Genomic DNA, 20,380 nt, shown 5'->3' with positions numbered 1-20,380 from the left:
CATGGATATCAAATCAGCCCTGCAGCAGATCGCCGCCGGCCAATCCCTAAGCCAGGCCGAGATGACCAGCGTGATGCGCACGGTAATGACCGGTGATGCCACAGCGGCACAAATTGGCGCACTGCTGATGGGCCTGCGCATGAAAGGCGAAAGCGTGGATGAAATTACCGGCGCCGCCAGCGTAATGCGCGAGCTCGCCACCCACGTACACATCGATCAAACCCATTTGGTGGATACCTGTGGTACCGGCGGCGACGGCGCCAACCTGTTTAACGTATCCACAGCCAGCGCGTTTGTGGCCGCCGCCAGCGGCGTGCGCGTAGCCAAACACGGCAACCGCTCGGTTTCGTCTTCCACCGGCAGCGCCGATGTACTGGAAGCCGCAGGTGTAAACTTGGCATTAAATGCCGAGCAGGTAAAAAAGTGCATAGATACACTTGGCGTAGGTTTTATGTTTGCGCCCTCCCACCACAGCGCCATGAAACACGCCATAGGCCCGCGCCGCGACATGGGCATGCGCACCATTTTTAACATGCTGGGCCCCATGACCAACCCGGCGCTGGTGAAGCGCCAGGTGATTGGCGTATTCAACCGCGATTTATGCAGGCCTATGGCCGAGGTATTGGGGCGGCTGGGTTCAGAACACGTGCTGGTGGTTCACGCCGAAGACGGCCTGGATGAAATCACACTCAGCGGGCACACCTTTGTGGCCGAACTCAACAATGGTGAGATTCGCGAGTACCGCATCACACCGGCGGATTTCAACATTGAAACCCAAACCCTTGAGGGCTTGAGTGTGGCTACTGCGGCCGAATCTCTGGCGCTGATTAGGAACGCCCTAGGCAAGCAAGACACAGCGGCTGCAAAAAAAGCTGCAGATATTATTGCCCTTAATGCCGGTGCCGCCATTTATGTGAGCGGCGTGGCCGACTCCATCGCCCAGGGCGTTGCCATGGCACAAGATGCCATTGGCTCAGGCCTTGCCCGTGAAAAAATTCAGGAACTCGCCGCGTTTACCGAGTGCTTTCGCGCCAACTAACGCGCCCAGTGATACAGGTTTTATTATGTCTGCAACTCCCACAGTGCTGCGCAACATTCTAGCGCGCAAGAAAGAAGAAATTGCCGAGCGCTCGCGCAAGGCTGGCACCCAACAGCTGCTGAACGAGGCCAAGCACCAAAGTGCACCCCGTGGCTTTGTAAACAGCATTGAGCGCAAGCTGGCCAATCAGGAAGCCGCGGTTATTGCCGAAATTAAAAAGGCCTCGCCGTCTAAAGGCGTGATTCGGGAAAACTTTGACCCAACGGAAATCGCCAAAAGCTACACCAAAGGCGGTGCCGCCTGTTTATCTGTGCTGACCGATGCCGATTTCTTTCAAGGCCATGAGGACTACCTCAAACAGGCCCGCGCCGCCAGCAACCTGCCCGTGATTCGCAAAGATTTCATCATCGACGACTACCAGCTGGTAGAGGCCCGAGCCATTGGCGCAGACTGCATCTTGCTGATTGTGGCCGCGCTGGATAAACAACAACTGGTAAGCCTGAACCAAACCGCGCTCGAATTGGGCATGGATGTGCTGGTAGAAGTGCACGATCGCGCCGAGCTGGATCTGGCGCTGGATTTACCCAACAAGTTAATCGGCATTAACAACCGCAACCTGCACACCTTCGAAACCAGCCTGGAAACCACCTTCGCACTGCTGCCCCATATTGATGAGACGCGCATTGTGGTGAGTGAATCGGGCATTCACAATATTGACGATGTGAAAATCATGCGCGGGCACAATGTGAACAGCTTTCTGGTGGGTGAGGCGTTCATGCGCGATGAAGAGCCAGGCCGCCGCTTGATGGAAATGTTCAACTAATGACCGAGCTGCTGGCGTTTTTACACCAGCACCCGGCGCTGCTGTGTGCAGCCATTTTCTTTGCGCGCCTTACCGATGTAAGCCTGGGCACCCTGCGCACCCTGATGGTTTTTCGGGGCTACCGCGCACTTTCGGCACTTGTGGGCTTTTTTGAAGTACTGCTGTGGATAGTGGCCGCAAGCCAGGTGATTACCCACCTGGACCAATGGCATTTGGCCGTCGCCTACGCGGGCGGTTTTGCCGCCGGCAACTATGTAGGCATCACACTGGAAGCCAAGCTCGCCATGGGCCGGGAGCTGGTGCGGGTAGTTACCGATAACCCCGATATCTGCCTGGCAGAGGCCCTGCGTGCGCACGACTACTCCGTAATCGAGCTGGCCGCGCGCTTCGACGATGGCAAAGATGTAGAGATATTGTTGATCTCTGAAAGCCGCAAACGCGTACCCGCCTTGTGCCAACTTATAGCCCAATTAGACCCAAAAGCGTTTTACACTACCTCAGACATTAAAAAACAATTCCACGTGGCGCAGTTGCTCAGCGACGAAAAGCCCCTGATCAACGCCGGCTGGCGGGTCATCGGCAAACGCAAGTAGCGCGCTGATTATTCAAGCAGCGAGAGTGCGATGCCTAAATTTCTGTTCCCTTTGGTGCTGGCCCTCGTTACCGGCTGCAGCTTATTGCTGGCAAGCCCGCTGGACCAGCGCTATGGCCCAAGTGACCCGGCCCGCAGGCTCGCGCCTTCAGAAGCCGATGCAAAGGTGTTCCAGGCTGAGGTAAAGCCGATACTCGAGCAGCGCTGTATTGTGTGCCACGGCTGTTACGATGCGCCCTGCCAGCTGAAACTCGAATCTGCCGCAGGCCTTGCGCGCGGCGCCAACCGCACCAAAGTGTACGATGGCACGCGCTTGCTGGCAGCCGAACTCACCCGCCTGCACAAAGATGCCCACACAACCGCCGAGTGGCGTGACAAAGGTTTCTTCCCGGTACTGAACGAGCGCGCCCAGGTAAAAAGCGCCAATCAGGTGGGCAGCGTGATGTACCAGATGCTGGCGCTCAAGCAAAAAACCCAGATGCCCACCGAGGGCCCGCTGCCCGACACCTTCGACTTCACCATAGACCGCAACCAAAGCTGCCCAAGTGCCGATGAGTTCGACACCTACGCCCAACGCTTTCCATTAGCCGGCATGCCCTACGGCTTGCCGGCCATTTCAGCTGCCGAACACAAAACCCTGGCCGCCTGGCTGGAGCAGGGCGCGCCCATGGCCGACCCCAGCCGACACAACTTCAACGATGAAGTAACCCGCTGGGAGGCCTTTTTAAACGGCAACAGCAACAAAGCCCGGCTAATGGGCCGCTACATTTACGAGCACTTGTTTCTGGCCAACATCCACTTTGACGGCGGTGAAAGCCGCCAGTTTTTCAAGCTTGTACGCTCGGCCACACCGCCCGGTGAACCCATCGCCTACATTGCCAGCCGCCGCCCATTTGACGACCCGGGCACAGGGCGTGTGTATTACCGCCTGCAGCTCAATGTAGACAGCCTGGTTCTCAAAAATCACCTGCCCTACCGGCTGGATGACGCGCGCCTGGCGCGCTGGAAGCAATGGTTTATCGACGCCGATTTCAGCGTGAAATCCTTGCCGGGCTACGCCCCGGAAATTGCCGCCAACCCCTTTAAGGCCTTTGAGGCACTGCCCATTAAAGCCCGCTACCGGTTCATGCTGGAAGAGGCGCAATTTACGATTATGGGCTTTATTAAAGGCCCTGTGTGCCGCGGCCAAACCGCGCTTAATGTAATTAACGATCAATTCTGGGTGTTTTTTGTAGACCCGGAATACCCCGACATTGCCGACTTCGCAGGCTTTCTGGCCAACAACAGCGACAATCTCAACATGCCTGCCGAGCGCGACAGCACCACCGGCGCCACTGGCTGGATTACCTACGCCAAACATCAGCGGCAATATTTAAAGGCGCGCAATCAACTCATCAAAGACAACCTGCAGGCCTACAAGGGCCCCAGCCTTGAAATGATCTGGCAGGGCGACGGCCACAACGATAACGCCGCCCTCACAGTGGTGCGCCACTTCGACAGCTCGGCCGTGCTCAAAGGCTTGGTGGGCGAGCACCCGAAAACTGCCTGGGTGATTACCTACCCGCTGCTCGAGCGCATTCACTACCTGCTGGTGGCAGGCTTTGATGTGTATGGCAATGTGGGCCACCAGTTACTCACGCGCACCTACATGGATTTCCTGCGCATGGAAGGCGAGCAAAACTTTCTGGGCTTACTACCCAGCGAAACCGCCAAGCGCGAGCTGGATTTTTGGTACCGCGGCGCCCATGAAGACGCCGAGACCTACTTCAAGGCCCTGGAACTGGATCAGGTATGGCAAACCCAGGTTCGCTACAAAACGCCTGACCACAAATCGGAGTTGCTGGAGCGCTTAAAAAGCCACCTCGATGGCGTGCGCAACCTCGAATACGACCTGCTCGGCAACCCGCGTTTAGAAGGTGCCACCCAAAAGGCGCTGGCCGCGCTGCAAAAACAAACCGGCGAACACCTGCAGTGGCTACCCGACACAAGCCTGCTGTTGATCGAGCAGCCCGCGCCCTTCAAACCTGTGCTGGTAACGCTGATTCTCAACAAGGCCCACCGCAATATCACAAGCCTGCTGCTGGAAAACCGCAACCGGCTGCCTGAAGAAGATACCCTGACCCTGGCCCAGGGCGTGGCCACTTATTACCCCAATGCGTTTTATCGCATTAAAAGCACGCAAATCCCGGCCTTTGCCAACGCCATACAGGCACTCGATGGCGAACAGGCCTACGGCAAGTTGATGAGCCAGTACGGCGTGCGCCGCAATAACCCGGGGTTCTGGGCCCTGAGCGATCAAGTGCACCAGCTGTTTGGCGAGCAAAACCCGCACACTTTCGGGCTGCTCGACTACAACCGCCTGGAAAACCGCTAAGCCGGCCCAGGCCTGCGCTGAAAATACCGCTGTACCCATGCAAAGGCTGGCCCTACAATCGCGCGCCGATTGAGGGAAGGCCCCATGAGTATTGCCACCACAACATCCGGCCCGGGCGGCTGGGACGATAACTACATCGATGCCCTGAGCGAACAGGGCTGGGCGCTTTTGCCGGGCTTTTTGTCGGCCGAACAAGTGGCCGGCCTGCGCTGGGAGGCCATGCAAAGTGAAGACTGGCGCCGCGCGGGCGTGGGCCTGGCCGGCCAAACCGAGAGCAACATCCGCCGCGATCACACCATTTGGATGCAGGGCGATACCGGCCCGCAGCAGGATTATCTGGCCGCCATGGAGCAGATTCGCACCCAGGTAAACCGCGCCCTGTTTGCCGGCTTGTTTGAATACGAGGCGCACTTTGCCCACTACCCGCCCGGTGCCTTTTACCGCAAACATGTAGATGCCCTGCGCGGGCGTGGCGCGCGGGTGCTCACCAGTGTGTGCTACCTCAACCCCCACTGGGCGCCAGGTGATGGCGGCGAGCTGGTGCTTTACAGCGACACAGACGAGGCCCGAATCATCAACCACATCCAACCCGCCGGGGGCGACCTGCTGCTGTTTTGGAGCGAGCGCTTCCCCCATGAAGTACTGCCCGCGCACACTGACCGCTATTCCATTGCCGGCTGGTTTCGCCGCAATATTGAAACCGCCAACCCCCTGTAAGTGCCATAAAAGTATGCTTGAATAACGGGCGTAAACTCACAACAGAGGACAGCGAATGCCACGCCTGACATGGATGATACTTTTATTGGGCATAAGCCTTGGCAATGTTTGCCTGGCCCAATCCCAAGGCACACTGGAGCTCATTGAAAAATCCGAAAGCCTACGCAGCGAAATAGAACAGCTGCGCACCGAGCGCGATCACCTCAGCGGCGAGAGCCAGTCATCGTTAAACATTCGCCTGGCAGAGCGCCACCTACGGCTGCTGAATGTGTACGACGAGCTGGCGCTGGCACTGCGCGAAGACCGTGAGGCGGGCCTTGATGTAAGTCAGGTCACACAGCAGCTGGCGCCCAAGTTACTGCGCTTGGGGCCACACATCAGGCGCGCCATTGAGCAACGCCAAAAGGCCATAGATACCCTAGATGGCAAATTCGAGCCGCTCTCTGTTGAGTGGCTGGCGGCCTTTCGCGAGCACAACCAGTTTATTGATACCGGCCTGACTGCGCTCAGCCAACACGTGGAAAATTTGGCGGATTTATCCCTTAACAACAAAGATTCCCAGGAATTTCTAAACCAGGCCCTGCACCAGCGCGCGGAAATTCTGGCAGGCCAAGTGAGCCTCACCCAACGCGCCATTGAAAACGCCACCCTGCACCTTGAAAACCGCCCGGACGACGCAGACACCAAAGCACGCAAACAGGCACAGGATGAAAAACTCGCGCTGATCACAAACAGTTTGCGAGTGGTCATCGCGCTAATGCGTGACAACAAGCTGGAAACCGAGCGCTACCAGGAACTGTTAATTCGCACCACCGGCGACATTACCGCCGATATTCTGGATGCCAATCTCATCAAACGGCTGGCCCAGGCGTGGCTTGCCGATACGGTAGATTTCATCAAGCACAATGGCGCTGCGGTATTTTTCAAGCTGGTGGTATTTTTTGCCATCATCGGCATTTTCTATTTGCTCTCGCGCTGGGCGTCGAAGCTTTTGCATAAGAGCCTGCGCCGCTCGAACGTGCGCATGTCATCGCTCATGGAAGACATGCTGGTAAAACTCACCGGCCGCCTGGTGTTGTTTATCGGCGTCTTAATTGGCCTGGGCCAGCTGGGTGTGTCGGTGGGGCCCATTCTCGCCGGCCTGGGTGTGGCAGGTTTTATTGTGGGCTTTGCCCTGCAAGATACGCTCGGCAACTTCGCCTCGGGCATGATGATTTTAATTTACCGCCCCTTTGATGTAGACGATGTTATTGAGGCTGCCGGCATCAAAGGCCAGGTGCGCAGCATGAACTTGGTGTCTACCACTATTCTTACCTTCGACAACCAAACCCTGGTGGTGCCCAACAATAAAATCTGGGGCGATGTGATTCGCAATGTCACCGCACAAAACCAGCGCCGGGTAGATATGGTATTCGGCATTGGCTACCAAGACGACATAGACCAAGCCGAAAAAGTGCTCAACAGTATTTTGGCAGACCACGATAAGGTGCTGAGTGAGCCCGAACCCATTGTGCGATTGCACACACTGAACGATTCCAGCGTGGATTTTGTTGTGCGCCCGTGGGTTAACACCGAAGACTACTGGGATGTGTATTGGGATGTGACCCGGGCTGTGAAAAAACGGTTCGACGCTGAAGGCATCAGTATTCCCTTCCCCCAGCGCGATGTACATATTTACCAAACCACCGAGAAGTAAGCGCACCATGCAGCAGATTTACCACCTGAGCAAACGCGTGCAGTTTGCCCTGTTACTGATGATTTTCACCTGGCTTGGGCTTGTGCCCTACCCCGGTGAAGTGCTGAGCGCCAGTAACGATTTGGTGCTGCACTTTTTAGGCTACGCCGTGGCCGGTTGCTCCATTCGCCTGGCATTGCCCACGCAAAAACTGTGGCAGGCATTTCTGCTGCTGTTTAGCTATTCCTTTGCCATTGAAGTGGGCCAGTATTTTGTGCCCACCCGCAGTTTCGACTGGCGCGATCTGCTAGCCAATGGCCTGGGCATTGCCACGGGGCTTGTGGCATTTATCGCCCTTTTCAGCCATCTCGATCGCTGGATTGAGCGCCTACTGCACCCAGTCGGCAATGCGGAATAACCAGCGCTCGTCGTTGTGGGTAAGGCTTAAGTATTGGCCCTCAATGGTAAGCCGGGCGCCGGTTTCCAACAGGGCCGTAAACCGCTTTTCCAGTGCCATCGCGGCTTGCGGACACATCATCATAGTGGTTGCCAAGCGCGCCACCTGAAACTCACCCGCCTCGCTTAATTGCGCATTGCCCCGGTAGCGGTTGCAACCGGCAAAGCCCGCCACATGCGGCGTTTCGCCAAAATCGAGCTCGGGCGCTATGCCCTTGTCGTAGGTACCCAAAGATTTACTGGCCACAGGTTCATCATTGATGGTTTGCAACACCCAACGCCGGTGGGCCAAATCTGCCAGGGTGAGCGGAGCCTGCGCCGCAGACGGGCCGGTGCTTTCATCCACCACGGCACCACAACCGCCAAGTACCCCTAACCACAATGCCGCCACTGCAAGCCTGCGTAAACCCATTGAAATACCTCCTGAAAAAGTTGTAAGCCTCAAGGCTGCTAAGACGAGCTAGTGGCCCAAACGTTCAACTGGATATAATGCCCGCTCTGTGAGGAGGCGCCATGAACACCCCCAAATGCTGGCACATTTTCTGCCGGGTTATCGATAATTTTGGCGATATTGGCGTCTGCTGGCGCCTGGCCCGCCAATTGGCGCATCAACATGAGTGCGTGGTGTGCCTGTTTGTGGACGACCTGGCAAGCTTTCAGGCGCTGTGTAAGGCCATAAACCCCGCCCTCGGCCTGCAAACCGTAGAGGGCATTGAGGTGCGCCACTGGTGCGACCCACTGCCCGACTGCGCACCCGCAGACGTGGTGATTGAAGCCTTTGGTTGCGATCTGCCCACGCCCTATATTCAGGCCATGAAAAGCCACAAGCCCCACTGGCTAAACCTCGAATACCTGAGCGCCGAGGCCTGGGTAAAGGACTACCACTTAAGTAAATCGCCCGTGCATGGGCTTAAAAAAACGTTTTTCTTTCCAGGCTTTGAGGCCGGTACCGGCGGCCTGCTGTGTGAACCCGCGCTTGCCGGGCTCGCCACGGCCGATGACCACACCCGCGCACAGTGGCGCCAGCAGCTTGGCCTGCCCGGCGTTGATGGCCCAACCCTTAGCCTATTCAGCTACGAAAACCCGGCTCTGCCCGCCCTGCTCGACAGCCTGGCGGCAAGCCCTGTGCCCTGCGTGCTGGCCGTACCCCGCGGGCGCATGGAGGCAGGCGTTAACGCTTGGCTAGGCGAGCCGCTGGCTGTAGGCCAGAAGCTTGCCCGTGGCCAACTCACCCTGGTGGGCCTGCCCTTTTTACAGCAACCCGAGTACGACCGCCTGCTGGCGCTGTGTGATCTCAACTTTGTGCGCGGTGAAGACTCCTTCGTGCGCACCCAAATGCTGGGCCGGCCCTTTGTGTGGCACATCTACCCGCAAGAGGCAGCCGCCCACCTGGACAAGCTGGCCGCCTTTCTTTCGCTCTACACCCGGGCGGCACCGGCAGCACTTGCCCATACACTCACCCAGGCGCACGCAGTCTGGAACCAGCCAGAGCGCCCGGCAACCCCGCCCTGGCCCGCGCTGCTGGCGGCCTTGCCAGCGCTTTCCGAACAGGCCCAATGCTGGCGCGAAGAAATGCTCGGCCACGGTAATTTGGCCTCAAATATCGTGCATTTTTGCACCAATGAGGTATAGTACTGCGCGTTTTTAACGCCTTAAATTTCGGTGAATATGCTATGAAAACTGCTCAAGAGTTCCGCGCCGGCCAGGTTATGAACCTCGATGGTCAGGCCTGGGTCGTCCTGAAATCGGAATTCAACAAATCCGGTCGCAACGCTGCTGTTTGCAAAATGAAGTTAAAGAACCTGATCACCGGCGCCTCCCAAGAGCCCGTGTTCAAGGCCGACGACAAGCTCGAGCCCATCATTCTTGAGCGCAGGGAAGTAACCTACTCCTACTTCGCCGATCCGCTCTACGTGTTTATGGACGAAGAGTACAACCAGATCGACGTTGAAAAAGAAAACCTCGGCGAAACCGCCAACTTCATCGTTGATGGCATGCAGGAAACCTGCGAAGCGGTGTTCTACGAAGGTAAGGCGATCTCTATTGAACTGCCTACCACCATCGTGCGCACCGTGGCCTACACAGAGCCCGCCGCCCGTGGCGACACCTCTGGCAAGGTGATGAAAGTGGCCAAGCTCGACAACGGTTACGAGCTGCAGGTTGCAGCCTTTATTGAGATCGGTGAAGCCATCGAGATCGATACCCGCACTGGCGAGTTCAAAGGCCGCGCCAAGGGCTGATCCCTTGCAGGCAAAAAGAACCGGCGCAAGCCGGTTTTTTTATGCCTGCTATTTAACGCACTGGCGTACAGGTTAAAACCTGCCCGGCACCCAGCCAAGCTACACTGCGCGCACTGATTCCACCCTTGGCTCAACGCCCGTTAACGCAAGGAAAGCACATGACCATTAACGCCGATACCGTGGTTGCGCGCGGCAAACATCTGATCTATTTCAATAATCAGGGCGCCAATGCCGCCTGGACCACCCGCACCCACGCGACCTTCCCCAACAAGGGCGTGGAAGATTTCTACAGCTGCCAACTCAATACCAACGCGGCCAACGGCCTGGGCCTTGGCTTTAATGCCAGCATTGAAAATGTCGGCGCCAAATACATCAACTTTCAGGATCAAAAAACCGCACTCGCCAAAGCCGACACCGTAAAGGTGTTGGCCAGTGGCGGCTTTTCGGGCTGTATATTCCAGCTGTGGCGCGATCCGGATGGCCACGCTTGGGGTGCGCATGTCTATAAGGGCACCGATGGCTGCGCCGACATCAATCAGCAGGCCAAAGCCCGCGGCTGGACGCTCTTATACAGCCTAGACACCAAAGGCAAAGGTGCCGCGGGGCGGGAGATTTTTGTGGTGGCGGTTGTGGGCGATAAAAACGCCGACGTCATCGCCATGCGCATTCACAATGGCAAAAGTGAAAAACTGGTGGATTGGCACACGGTATACAACTGGCAGCAGGAACACATTGCCGCCATTAAATAGAACCTGCACAGGCACAAAAAAGCCCGGCATTGCCGGGCTTTTTCTTGTAAAGGCTCAGGCGTTTACGCAAACGGGTGGCGCAACACAATGGTTTCAACGCGATCCGGGCCGGTAGACACAATATCTATAGGCGCACCGGTGAGCTCTTCCAACCGCGAAATGTAGTTGCGCGCATTTTGCGGCAGGCCTTCAAGGGTGGTAACACCCACGGTGCTTTCGCTCCAACCGGGCATAGATTCATACACCGGCACAACTTCTGCCCAACCCTCGGCATCGCAAGGCACACCCACGGTTTCACCCTGGGCATTCTGGTAGCTTACGCACACCTTCACGGTTTCCAGCCCGTCTAACACATCGAGCTTGGTGAGGCACATGCCCGACATGGAGTTGATGCGAATGGCGTGGCGCACGGCTACCGCATCAAACCAGCCGGTGCGGCGCTTGCGCCCGGTGGTGGCACCAAACTCGTGGCCTTTCACACCCAGGTGCTCGCCCACTTCGCAATCAAGCTCGGTGGGGAATGGGCCTGAGCCCACGCGCGTGGTGTAGGCTTTGGTAATGCCCAGCACATAGTCGAGATACAGCGGGCCAAAACCGGAACCTGTGGCGGTGCCACCGGCGGTGGTATTGGATGACGTCACAAAGGGGTAGGTGCCGTGGTCGATATCCAAAAGCGAGCCCTGTGCGCCTTCAAACAAGATGCCTTCACCGCGCTCGCGGGCGGTGTGCAGCAAGTCGGTGACATCGGCCACCATGGGCTTGAGTTCAACCGCCCACTGACTCGCCAGCGCCAGTACTTCCTCTACATCAACCGCCGGCACCTTGTAGTACTCGGTAAGGGTGAAGTTGTGCAGTTCCATGACTTCACGTAACTTGGCCTCAAAGCGCTCTGGCACGAACAGATCACCCAGGCGCAGTGAACGGCGGGCTACCTTATCTTCATAGGCCGGGCCAATGCCGCGCCCGGTGGTGCCGATTTTGGCGTCGCCCTTGGCGGCTTCGCGGGCCTGATCAAGCGCTACGTGGTAGGGCAAAATCAACGGGCAGGCAGGCGACAGGCGCAGGCGCTCGCGCACGGGCACGCCGCTGTCTTCCAGACCTTTCATTTCGGTCATCAGGGCCTCGGGTGACAGCACCACGCCATTGCCGATCAGGCAGGAGACGCCTTCGCGCAGAATGCCGGAGGGAATCAGGTGCAGAACCGTTTTCTTACCGTTGATGACCAGTGTGTGACCGGCGTTGTGACCGCCCTGAAAGCGAGCCACGATGGAGACCTGATCGGTAAGCAGATCAACGATCTTGCCCTTGCCCTCGTCACCCCACTGGGTGCCCAATACAACGACGTTTTTGCCCATGACGAAATAACCTTTACTGACTAAGTGGTTTAACCTGGTATTGACCGTGCTCGAGCACCAGCTCGCGGTCACAATTTAATTCTTCGCGTACCAATGAGCTGTCGCTCAATACACACACAACCCGCTCACCTTGCTGGCGCAGCGCCTGCACGGCGGCCCAGGCTTCGGCACTTGCGGGTTCGGGCGCTAAAATGCCGGGCTCTAGCTGGCCTACGGTGTTGCCGAGTGCATTCAGTGCACTTAAATCTACGGCAAAGCCAGTGGCTGCGCGTGCGCGGCCAAACACTTCACCTATGTGATCGTAGCGGCCGCCGTTGGCAATGGCATCGCCATAGCCCGGTGCGAAGGCCGCAAACACCACACCTGTGTGGTAGTGATAGCCGCGCAATTCGCTGATATCAAAATAGAGGTTGGCCTTGGGGTAGCGCTCGCCAATTACTTCGGCCAACTGGTTCAGCTCATCTATAGCTTGCAGGGCATCGGGCACAAAGCGCGAAAAGAGCGCGCGGGCCTCGGCCAACACGTCAATGCCACCGCACAGGGCCGGCAGCTTGCGAATCAGCTGGGCCACACCCGGCTGGGCGATTTCTGCGGCTACCCAGCGGTCGATATCGCTCACAGCTTTTTGTTGCAGCAACTCAAACAGCGCCAGCTCTTGGGTGTTATTTAAGCCCACGGCTTTGGCCAGCGCACGGTAAATACCCACGTGCCCAAGGTCGATATTAAGCTCGGTCACGCCGGCTGTTTGCAGCGATTCCAGCAACAGCGACACCACTTCAATATCGGCACTCAAGCCGGGCTCGCCATACAGCTCAACACCTGCCTGAATGGGCGTGCGGGTAGCCAGCGGGCTCTTGGGGCGGGTGTGCACCACGTGGCCTGCGTAACACAGGCGGTTAACGCCTTCGCGCTTAAAGGAGTGGGCATCCATGCGGGCGGTTTGCGGCGTGATGTCAGCGCGAATACCCATGGAGCGGCCAGAGAGCTGATCGGTCACCTTGAAGGTGAGCAGATCCAGATCCTGGCCTAGGCCTGTTAGCAGTGAATCGGTAAATTCCAGTACCGGCGGAATCACCAGGTCGTAACCCCAGCGATGGTAGAGGTTGAGCATATCCCGGCGCAGTTGTTCGATATCTTCGGCCTGGGCCGGCAAAATTTCGGCAATACCATCGGGCAGCAACCATCGATCAGCATTCGTCATGACGCGTGGGGCCTTCTCGTTTACTTAATGATGTACAGGAGTCCGGCGCCAACCAGCATGCTGGCCAGCCCCATAATTCGTAGTTGGCGATCGTTAACGGTAGCCATGGTTGCCACCAGGCTGCGCCAGCGGCCCGGGTTCAGGAAAGGGATGATGCCCTCGAGCACCAACATCAGACAAAACGCTTTTGCCAAATCTTCCCACATAACTCACTAGCTATTAATGCCCACAAACCTGTAAAACCAAGACACTTTTCACGAAAACCGTGCAATATTACGCAACAGTTAACAAGCCAAGGCTTTTTTCACACAAAAAAACCGGGCACTTGGCCCGGTGATTTCATCTCGCTTGTGTGGGCGATCACCGAAAGGGGCGCATTCTACCACCCTTTCTGGGTGAATGTTGAACAAAAAGGCGTATGGATTCTACGCCTTACTTGTTCTTGCCCTGGGCATCCTTCAGGTAGCGGAAGAACTCGCTATCGGGATCTACCAGCATGATGTCTTGCTTATCTTTAAAGGTCTGCTTGTAGGCATGGAGGCTACGCACGAAGGTGTAGAACTCCGGATCTTTATTGTAAGCATTGGCGTAGGTGGCCGCAGCGATTGCATCACCTTCACCGCGAATGCGCTCGGCATCGCGATAGGCTTCAGATTCAATCACCACCACCTGGCGGTCGGCGTCGGCCTGAATGAATTCGGCCTGCTCTTTACCCTTCGAGCGGTGTTCGCGGGCTTCGCGCTCACGCTCGGAGGTCATGCGGTTGTAAACCGAACCACTCACTTCCGGCGGCAGTTCGATCTGTTTTACCCGCACGTCAATCACTTCAATGCCGAGCGATGTACGGCTGAACTCATCGAGATGATCGGTGAGCTGATCCATCAGTTCATCGCGCTCGCCACTGACCACTTCCAGCAAAGAGCGCTGGGCAAACTGGTTGCGCAGGCCTTCGTTGATGCGCTGGGCCAGCAGCCGATCAGCCGTGGCTTCATCGCCGCCGGTGGCGGTGTAGAATTTGTGCACGTCTTTGATCTGCCATTTGGCGAAGTAGTCAACGATCATGCCCTTCTTCTCTACCGTCAGAAAGTTCTGCGGGTGGGTATCCAGGGTGAGTACGCGGCCATCAAACTTGCGCACGTCGTCTTTAATGGGCCACTTGAAATGCAGGCCCGGGGTAATTTCTTCCGGCGACATCTTACCGAACTCAAGCAGTACCGCCCGCTCGGTTTCTTTCACCACAAACAAGGTGGCGTTGGCCACCAGCACGCCGACGGCCACAACGGCCAAACCTAATAACGACTTACCGTTCATTAGCGAACCTCCCGACGGCTAGACGCCGCTTCACGGCGCAGTTGATCCATGACGCGGTTGCTCACTTCACGAATCACCTCTGGTGAAATTTCAGTGCTATCAATGGCGCTCTGGCGCTGCTTGGTGATTTGATCTAACGGCAGGTACATCATGTTATTGCCGCCTTCTACATCCACCATGATTTTGGAGCTTGCGCTCATTACCGACTCGATGGCATCCAGGTACAGGCGATCACGGGTTACCTTGGGCGCCTTTTTGTACTCCACCAACAGCTGCTCAAAGCGCGAGGCCTCACCGGTAGATTCTGCAATCACACGGGATTTGTAGGCATTGGCCTCTTCGATGATGCGCTGGGCCTTACCACGGGCTTCTGGCACCACGCCATTCAAGTAGGCCTGGGCCTCGTTCTTGAAGCGCTCTTCGTCTTCACGGGCCTTGTTCACATCGTTAAACGCGGCTTTCACCTGCTGGGGTGGCAGCGCGTCTTCCATGTTGACGGTTTCCACATGGATGCCGGTGCCATAGTCGTTCAGGTACACCTGCAAACGATCTTTCACGTCTACGGCAATCTGGGTACGCCCTTCGGTCAGCACTTCGTGCATCACCGTTGACCCAATCACGTGACGCAGGGCCGAATCGGTGGCCTCGCGCAGGCTGTTCTCGGGGTTGCGCACGTTAATCACGAAATCTTTGGCGTTCAGAATGGAGTACTGCACCGACAAATTGACATCAACGATGTTCAAATCTTCGGTGAGCATGGTGGCCTTGGCACTGTGCAGACGCACGCGGGTCACATTCACTTTGGCCACGTTATCAACCAGCGGCGGGTTCCAGCGCAAGCCCGAACCTTTTTCTTCGTGGAACAAGCCAAAGCGCAGCACTACGGCCTTTTCCTGTTCATCCACCTTGTAGAAGCCAAACAGGCCATACACAATCAGGGCGATAAAAAACACGGCGCCAAAGAAGCCCGCGCTGAAGCCTGGGCCTGCATTATTGCTGCTGCCACCGCCGTTGCCGAATAAACCGCCGAGCTTTTCCTGAAAGCGGCGCAGCGCTTCGTCCAAGTCTGGAGGACCATCGTTCTTGCCGCCTTTGCGACCGCCCCAAGGGTCCTGATTGTTACCACCGGGCTCATTCCAAGCCATAGTCAGTCTCCATCAGATAAAAAAATGTTGCCGCCCATCGCGGGCTTTACGCGAACGCTGTGGGGCGGCAGTGTATCAAGCTTTTATGAACCGCGCCGATCTGTTGGCGCGATTGTTTTCCCGCAGGCGCGCTAGTGATTTACCACCGTCAAATTGCGCCAGGGCGATTCCGCCAGGGCAATGTGCTCAGCGCTCAGCAGGCGCATCAAATCCACCCGGCCAATGCGTACATCCAACTCATACGAGCCGTCTTCGCCACTGGCCTCATCTAACACGGCATTGTGTTGATACAGGCGCGCGCGCAGGCGCGACCACTGCACCGGCAAGGTGACGCGCTGGTGCACAATTTCTTCACCCAGGCGCTCGGCAATGGCCTGTAACAACAGGTCGGTGCCGGCACCGGTTTGGGCCGACAGCCACACAGCCACGGGCTCACCCTGGTCGTTGCGGTCAATGCGCGGTGCGAAGTCTTCCAGCAGATCAATCTTGTTATAGACCTTCAGCTGCGGCAATTCATGGGCGTTGATTTCTTCCAACACCAACTCCACTTCCTCGATGTTGCGCTGACGCTCCTCACTGGGCGCATCAATCACGTGCAACAGCAGCGTGGCATTGGCGGCCTCTTCCAGTGTGGCGCGAAAGGCCTCTACCAACTTGTGCGGTAAGTGGCTGATAAAACCCACGGTATCGGCCAGCACCGCTGCGCCCACGTCTTGCAGCTCTACCCGGCGCATGGTGGGGTCTAGGGTGGCGAACAATTGATCTTTGGCGTACACCTCGGCGTTGGTGAGGTGATTGAACAAGGTAGATTTGCCGGCGTTGGTGTAGCCCACCAAAGACACAGTGGGAATGTCGGCACGGGTGCGCGAGCGCCGGGCCTGATCGCGCTGGCGCCGCACGGCCTCCAGGCGCGACTCGATAAAGCTGATGCGGCCACGCAATAACCGGCGGTCTGTTTCAAGCTGGGTTTCACCGGGGCCGCGCAGGCCAATACCGCCCTTCTGGCGCTCGAGGTGGGTCCAGCCCCGCACAAGGCGGGTAGACATATGGCGCAACTGCGCCAGCTCAACTTGCAACTTACCCTCATGGGTGCGTGCACGCTGGGCAAAAATATCGAGAATCAACCCTGTGCGGTCTAGCACACGGCATTTCAGTTCACGTTCGAGGTTGCGCTCTTGGCTCGGCGACAGGTTGTGGTTGAAGATCACCAGTTGCGCTTCATGCAGCGTAACCAGATCTTTCAGTTCCTGTAATTTGCCACTACCCATGAAGGTTTTTGCATCGGGTGCGGGGCGCTTACCCGTGAGCAACGCCACAGGGTCTCCGCCGGCAGATAGCACCAGCTCTTCAAATTCACGGGGGTCGTTTACATCGAGTTTGAGGTTGAAATCCAGGTGAACCAGCACTGCCAGTTCACCGGAATCGGGTCGTTCAAAGAACAAGATAGCTCCTGAGCTTTAGGCCCTTTTAGTCCTCTGCGCCTTCTTCCTGCTCACCTTCTGCTGGGTTCAGCATGGGTACGCGGACAGCGCGAGAGGGTACAACTGTGGAAATTGCGTGCTTATAAACCATTTGGCTTACGGTGTTTTTCAGCAACACAACAAATTGGTCAAAAGACTCTACTTGGCCTTGCAACTTGATTCCGTTAACCAAATAGATCGATACGGGAATACGTTCTTTGCGCAAAACATTCAAATAAGGGTCTTGTAAGCTATGCCCTTTTGACATGTTTATTCTCCTTATAATCAACAAATAAAGGTTGCGAATACCCCATCCACACATATTGTGGTGGGCGCAACTGCAAGCGAAATAACTGACAAATGCACCAAAACAGGCACACTACTGCCCATTATATGGTTGCAACCCCCAGACAGTTCAAGGCCTGCCGCACAATTTCTTTATGTGGCAGCGCATTTCCGGAAGAATCGTCAGTATAGACCCAATTGAGATTTGGCCAGCCTCGAAGCCAGGTGAGCTGCCGCTTGGCCAGTTGGCGACTGGCCGCAACCCCCTTGGCAAGCATTTCGGCCCGGCTGTATTCGCCTGCCAAGTGCGCCCACATCTGCCGGTAACCCACAGCCCGAATGGCGGGTAAATCCGGGTGTAAATCCGCCCGCTGCATGAGTCCGCGCACTTCTGCATCAAACCCTGCCGCCAGCATACGTTCAAAGCGCTCGGCAATGCGCGCATGCAGCACGCCCCTGTCGCGCGGGGCAATGGCGAGCTGGGTGAGGTCAAAGCGCTCGGTGAAGCCAGGGCCGGCGTTGGCTTGTTGCTGGGCGCGCAACTGTGACATGGTTTTGCCGCAACTGCGGTACACCTCAAGCGCACGGGAAATGCGCTGGGAGTGATTGGGGTGTAGGTCGGCGGCTGTTTGCGGGTCTATGCGGGCAAGCTCTGCATGCATGGCCGCCCAGCCCTTTTCGGCCGCCTCGCGCTCAACCTCAGCGCGCACCGAAGGTGGCGTGGCAGGCATGTCGGCCAGGCCATCGAGCAGCGCTTTGAAATACAGCATGGTGCCACCTACCAGCAGTGGGATCTTGCCGGCTGCGTGAATCTCGTCGATGGCGGCCAGCGCGTCTTGCACAAACTGGCCGGCGTTGTAGGGCTCGGCCGGGTCGCAGATATCGATAAGCCGGTGCGGTGCCAGCGCTTGTTCTTCGGCACTGGGTTTGGCCGAGCCGATATCCAGCCCGCGGTACACCAGTGCCGAATCAACACTGATCAGCTCAACGGGCAAGTGGTTCTGCAGGGCAATGGCCAGATCGGTTTTGCCCGAGGCCGTGGGGCCCATGAGGAAAATCACGCGCGGGCGCATCATTGGCCCCGCAAAAACATTTTGTCGAGCGCATCCATACTTTGTAAAAACCAGGTGGGTCTGCCGTGGTTGCACTGGCCCGAGCGCTCGGTGGCTTCCATGTCGCGCAGCAGGGCATTCATCTCTGGAATGGAGAGCTTGCGATTGGCGCGCACTGAGCCGTGACAGGCCATGGTGGAAAGTAGCTCGTTGATATGTTCGCGAATGCGATCGCTGGTGCCGTGTTCTGCCAAATCAGATAACACATCGCGCACCAATTGCTCCACCTTGGCCTGCCCCAAAATCACCGGAATCTGGCGAATCAGGAGTGTTTCAGGCCCGGCGCGCTCTACGCCAAAACCGAGCGAATCAAACAGTGCGCTGTGGGTTTCGGCAAGGCCCGCCTCTTTTTCACTCACCGGGATGGATTCCGGCACCAGCAGTGGCTGGGCTTTCAACCCCTCGCCATCAAAGGCGGCTTTCATGCGCTCGTAGGTAATGCGCTCGTGGGCGGCATGGGCATCCACCACCACCAGGCCCTGGGCGTTTTCCGCCAAAATATACACGCCTTTAAGCTGGGCGATGGCAAAACCGAGCGGAGGCATTTCATCTTCAGACCCACCAGCAGGCCACGCATGCGCACCGGTTACACCACTGCCCGCGCTCTGGCCGCCTTGCCAAGGGCTGGGTTGTAAATTCTGGTTTTGATGCAGCGCGCCATAGTGGTGCATCTGCTCGCCCACTTGGCCTCTGCTAAAACTTTGCGCGCCCGGCGAGGGCTGTATGCGCGAGCTAGGCACCGCCAGCCCCAAGCTTGACTGGGGGCCAAACTCACCGGCCACAGGGCCTGTGACCTGCGGCTCTTGCCCGGGCTTTGCCAGTTGATCCTGCGGGCGCACATCGGCAAGGGCGTGGTGCAGCGTGCGGAACAGAAAATCGTGTACCAGGCGCGAATCGCGAAAGCGCACTTCGTGCTTGGTGGGGTGCACGTTTACATCCACTGTGGCCGGATCCAGCTCCAGGTACAACACATAGGCCGGGTGGCGGCCGTGAAACAGCACATCCTGGTAGGCCTGACGCACCGCGTGGGTCACCAGTTTGTCTTTGATGGCGCGGCCGTTCACATAAAAATGCTGCAAGTCTGCCTGGGAGCGTGAAAACGCAGGCAACGCCACCCACCCCCAAAGTTTGAGGCCTGCACGCTCTACTTCTACGTAGAGGGCATTTTCCATAAAGGCTGTACCGCAGATCTGCCCCACGCGGCGCTCGCATTCAATGCGTGAACCCGCCGCGCGCCACTGGTGCAAGGCACGGCCATTGTGGGTAAGGCTGAAGGCCACTTCAAAATGCGACAGCGCCAATCGCTTGACCACATCTTCAAGGCGATTAAATTCGGTTTTTTCGGTGCGCAAGAATTTGCGTCGGGCAGGCGTATTAAAAAATAAATCGCGCACTTCTACACTGGTGCCGCGCGGGTGCGGCGCGGGCATGAGCTCTGTTTCCATGTCGCGCCCTTCCGAGCGCGCGCTCCAGCCTTGGGAGACATCATCGGTGGGGTTGGCGGTAATCAACAGGCGCGACACCGAGCTGATAGATGCCAGCGCCTCACCGCGAAAACCTAGGGTGCCCACCGCCTCAAGATCATCAAGCTCGTAAATTTTACTGGTGGCGTGCCGGCTAAGTGCCAGGGGCAAATCCTCACGGCTGATGCCCCGGCCATTGTCGCGCACGCGCATGAGTTTCACGCCGCCTTCTTCGGCCTCCACATCAAGCCGTGTGGCACCGGCATCAATGCTGTTTTCCAACAGCTCTTTAATCACCGATGCCGGCCGCTCTACCACCTCACCGGCAGCAATCTGGTTGGCAAGGCGGGGCGACAATAACTTGATGATAGAGGTCATTAAAA

Annotated in this window: 20 protein-coding genes; 10 read left to right on the top strand and 10 right to left on the bottom strand. The window is 57.3% G+C overall.

The window, feature by feature from the left end; all coding sequences use genetic code 11:
* Position 1: 1 nt before the first annotated feature.
* The 7 genes from trpD (at position 2) to L1F30_RS03355 (ending at position 7,638) form a co-directional block, all read left to right on the top strand.
* Positions 2 to 1,039: an anthranilate phosphoribosyltransferase gene (gene trpD / locus L1F30_RS03385; RefSeq protein WP_253359395.1), complete on the top strand. Its 1,038-nt coding sequence runs from the start codon at positions 2 to 4 to the stop codon at positions 1,037 to 1,039.
* Positions 1,040 to 1,064: 25 nt separating this feature from the next.
* Positions 1,065 to 1,862 (top strand): indole-3-glycerol phosphate synthase TrpC, encoded by a 798-nt coding sequence (trpC, locus tag L1F30_RS03380; protein WP_253359393.1) that lies wholly within the window; start codon positions 1,065 to 1,067, stop codon positions 1,860 to 1,862.
* Positions 1,862 to 2,455, top strand: a complete 594-nt coding sequence (locus L1F30_RS03375; protein WP_253359392.1) for a DUF2179 domain-containing protein — start codon at positions 1,862 to 1,864, stop codon at positions 2,453 to 2,455. Before trpC ends, L1F30_RS03375 begins: the two co-directional genes overlap by 1 nt.
* A 30-nt stretch (positions 2,456 to 2,485) precedes the next feature.
* Positions 2,486 to 4,828: a fatty acid cis/trans isomerase gene (locus tag L1F30_RS03370; protein WP_253359390.1), complete on the top strand. Its 2,343-nt coding sequence runs from the start codon at positions 2,486 to 2,488 to the stop codon at positions 4,826 to 4,828.
* An 84-nt stretch (positions 4,829 to 4,912) separates the two neighbouring features.
* Positions 4,913 to 5,545, top strand: a complete 633-nt coding sequence (locus L1F30_RS03365) for a 2OG-Fe(II) oxygenase (protein WP_253359388.1) — start codon at positions 4,913 to 4,915, stop codon at positions 5,543 to 5,545.
* A gap of 55 nt (positions 5,546 to 5,600) precedes the next feature.
* A complete protein-coding gene (locus L1F30_RS03360; RefSeq protein WP_253359386.1) occupies positions 5,601 to 7,241 on the top strand; it encodes a mechanosensitive ion channel domain-containing protein in 1,641 nt (546 codons plus the stop codon).
* Between the two features lie 7 nt (positions 7,242 to 7,248).
* Entirely contained in the window at positions 7,249 to 7,638 is a 390-nt protein-coding gene (locus tag L1F30_RS03355; RefSeq protein WP_253359384.1) for a VanZ family protein, read from the top strand.
* On the opposite strand, the gene L1F30_RS03350 is transcribed toward L1F30_RS03355, so the two are convergent.
* Positions 7,609 to 8,088: an META domain-containing protein gene (locus tag L1F30_RS03350; RefSeq protein WP_253359382.1), complete on the bottom strand. Its 480-nt coding sequence runs from the start codon at positions 8,086 to 8,088 to the stop codon at positions 7,609 to 7,611. The two genes, L1F30_RS03355 and L1F30_RS03350, sit on opposite strands and share 30 nt — an antisense overlap.
* Before the next feature lie 101 nt (positions 8,089 to 8,189).
* Between L1F30_RS03350 and earP the strand changes: the two genes are divergently transcribed.
* The 3 genes from earP (at position 8,190) to L1F30_RS03335 (ending at position 10,665) form a co-directional block, all read left to right on the top strand.
* Positions 8,190 to 9,308, top strand: coding sequence for an elongation factor P maturation arginine rhamnosyltransferase EarP (gene earP / locus L1F30_RS03345; protein WP_253359374.1), 1,119 nt, complete (start codon positions 8,190 to 8,192; stop codon positions 9,306 to 9,308).
* A gap of 41 nt (positions 9,309 to 9,349) precedes the next feature.
* Positions 9,350 to 9,916, top strand: a complete 567-nt coding sequence (efp, locus tag L1F30_RS03340) for an elongation factor P (protein ID WP_253359372.1) — start codon at positions 9,350 to 9,352, stop codon at positions 9,914 to 9,916.
* A 158-nt stretch (positions 9,917 to 10,074) separates the two neighbouring features.
* Positions 10,075 to 10,665 (top strand): hypothetical protein, encoded by a 591-nt coding sequence (locus L1F30_RS03335; protein WP_253359370.1) that lies wholly within the window; start codon positions 10,075 to 10,077, stop codon positions 10,663 to 10,665.
* Positions 10,666 to 10,727: 62 nt separating this feature from the next.
* Here the strand turns inward: L1F30_RS03335 and L1F30_RS03330 are convergent, their stop codons facing one another.
* From L1F30_RS03330 to mutL, 9 genes are all read right to left on the bottom strand, one after another.
* Positions 10,728 to 12,020 (bottom strand): adenylosuccinate synthase, encoded by a 1,293-nt coding sequence (locus L1F30_RS03330; RefSeq protein ID WP_253359368.1) that lies wholly within the window; start codon positions 12,018 to 12,020, stop codon positions 10,728 to 10,730.
* 13 nt (positions 12,021 to 12,033) lie between these two features.
* Positions 12,034 to 13,221 (bottom strand): ATP phosphoribosyltransferase regulatory subunit, encoded by a 1,188-nt coding sequence (locus L1F30_RS03325; RefSeq protein ID WP_253359366.1) that lies wholly within the window; start codon positions 13,219 to 13,221, stop codon positions 12,034 to 12,036.
* 20 nt (positions 13,222 to 13,241) lie between these two features.
* Positions 13,242 to 13,427, bottom strand: coding sequence for a DUF2065 domain-containing protein (locus L1F30_RS03320; protein ID WP_253359364.1), 186 nt, complete (start codon positions 13,425 to 13,427; stop codon positions 13,242 to 13,244).
* Positions 13,428 to 13,653: 226 nt separating this feature from the next.
* Positions 13,654 to 14,532, bottom strand: a complete 879-nt coding sequence (hflC, locus tag L1F30_RS03315; RefSeq protein WP_253359362.1) for a protease modulator HflC — start codon at positions 14,530 to 14,532, stop codon at positions 13,654 to 13,656.
* Positions 14,532 to 15,677: an FtsH protease activity modulator HflK gene (hflK, locus tag L1F30_RS03310; RefSeq protein WP_253359361.1), complete on the bottom strand. Its 1,146-nt coding sequence runs from the start codon at positions 15,675 to 15,677 to the stop codon at positions 14,532 to 14,534. Before hflK ends, hflC begins: the two co-directional genes overlap by 1 nt.
* Positions 15,678 to 15,808: 131 nt before the next feature.
* Entirely contained in the window at positions 15,809 to 17,119 is a 1,311-nt protein-coding gene (gene hflX / locus L1F30_RS03305) for a ribosome rescue GTPase HflX (protein ID WP_253359359.1), read from the bottom strand.
* A gap of 25 nt (positions 17,120 to 17,144) precedes the next feature.
* The gene (gene hfq / locus L1F30_RS03300) at positions 17,145 to 17,405 is read right to left on the bottom strand and encodes an RNA chaperone Hfq (protein WP_183907799.1); all 261 of its coding nucleotides are present in this window, start codon (positions 17,403 to 17,405) and stop codon (positions 17,145 to 17,147) included.
* Between the two features lie 121 nt (positions 17,406 to 17,526).
* Entirely contained in the window at positions 17,527 to 18,495 is a 969-nt protein-coding gene (gene miaA / locus L1F30_RS03295) for a tRNA (adenosine(37)-N6)-dimethylallyltransferase MiaA (RefSeq protein WP_253361726.1), read from the bottom strand.
* Positions 18,495 to 20,375, bottom strand: coding sequence for a DNA mismatch repair endonuclease MutL (gene mutL / locus L1F30_RS03290; protein WP_253359357.1), 1,881 nt, complete (start codon positions 20,373 to 20,375; stop codon positions 18,495 to 18,497). The genes miaA and mutL overlap by 1 nt, the downstream gene beginning before the upstream one ends.
* Positions 20,376 to 20,380: the final 5 nt, after the last annotated feature.

The sequence above is a fragment of the Simiduia sp. 21SJ11W-1 genome (assembly GCF_024138675.1).
In the GTDB taxonomy this organism is placed as follows: domain Bacteria; phylum Pseudomonadota; class Gammaproteobacteria; order Pseudomonadales; family Cellvibrionaceae; genus Simiduia.
This window is presented reverse-complemented; position numbering and strand designations above follow the sequence as displayed.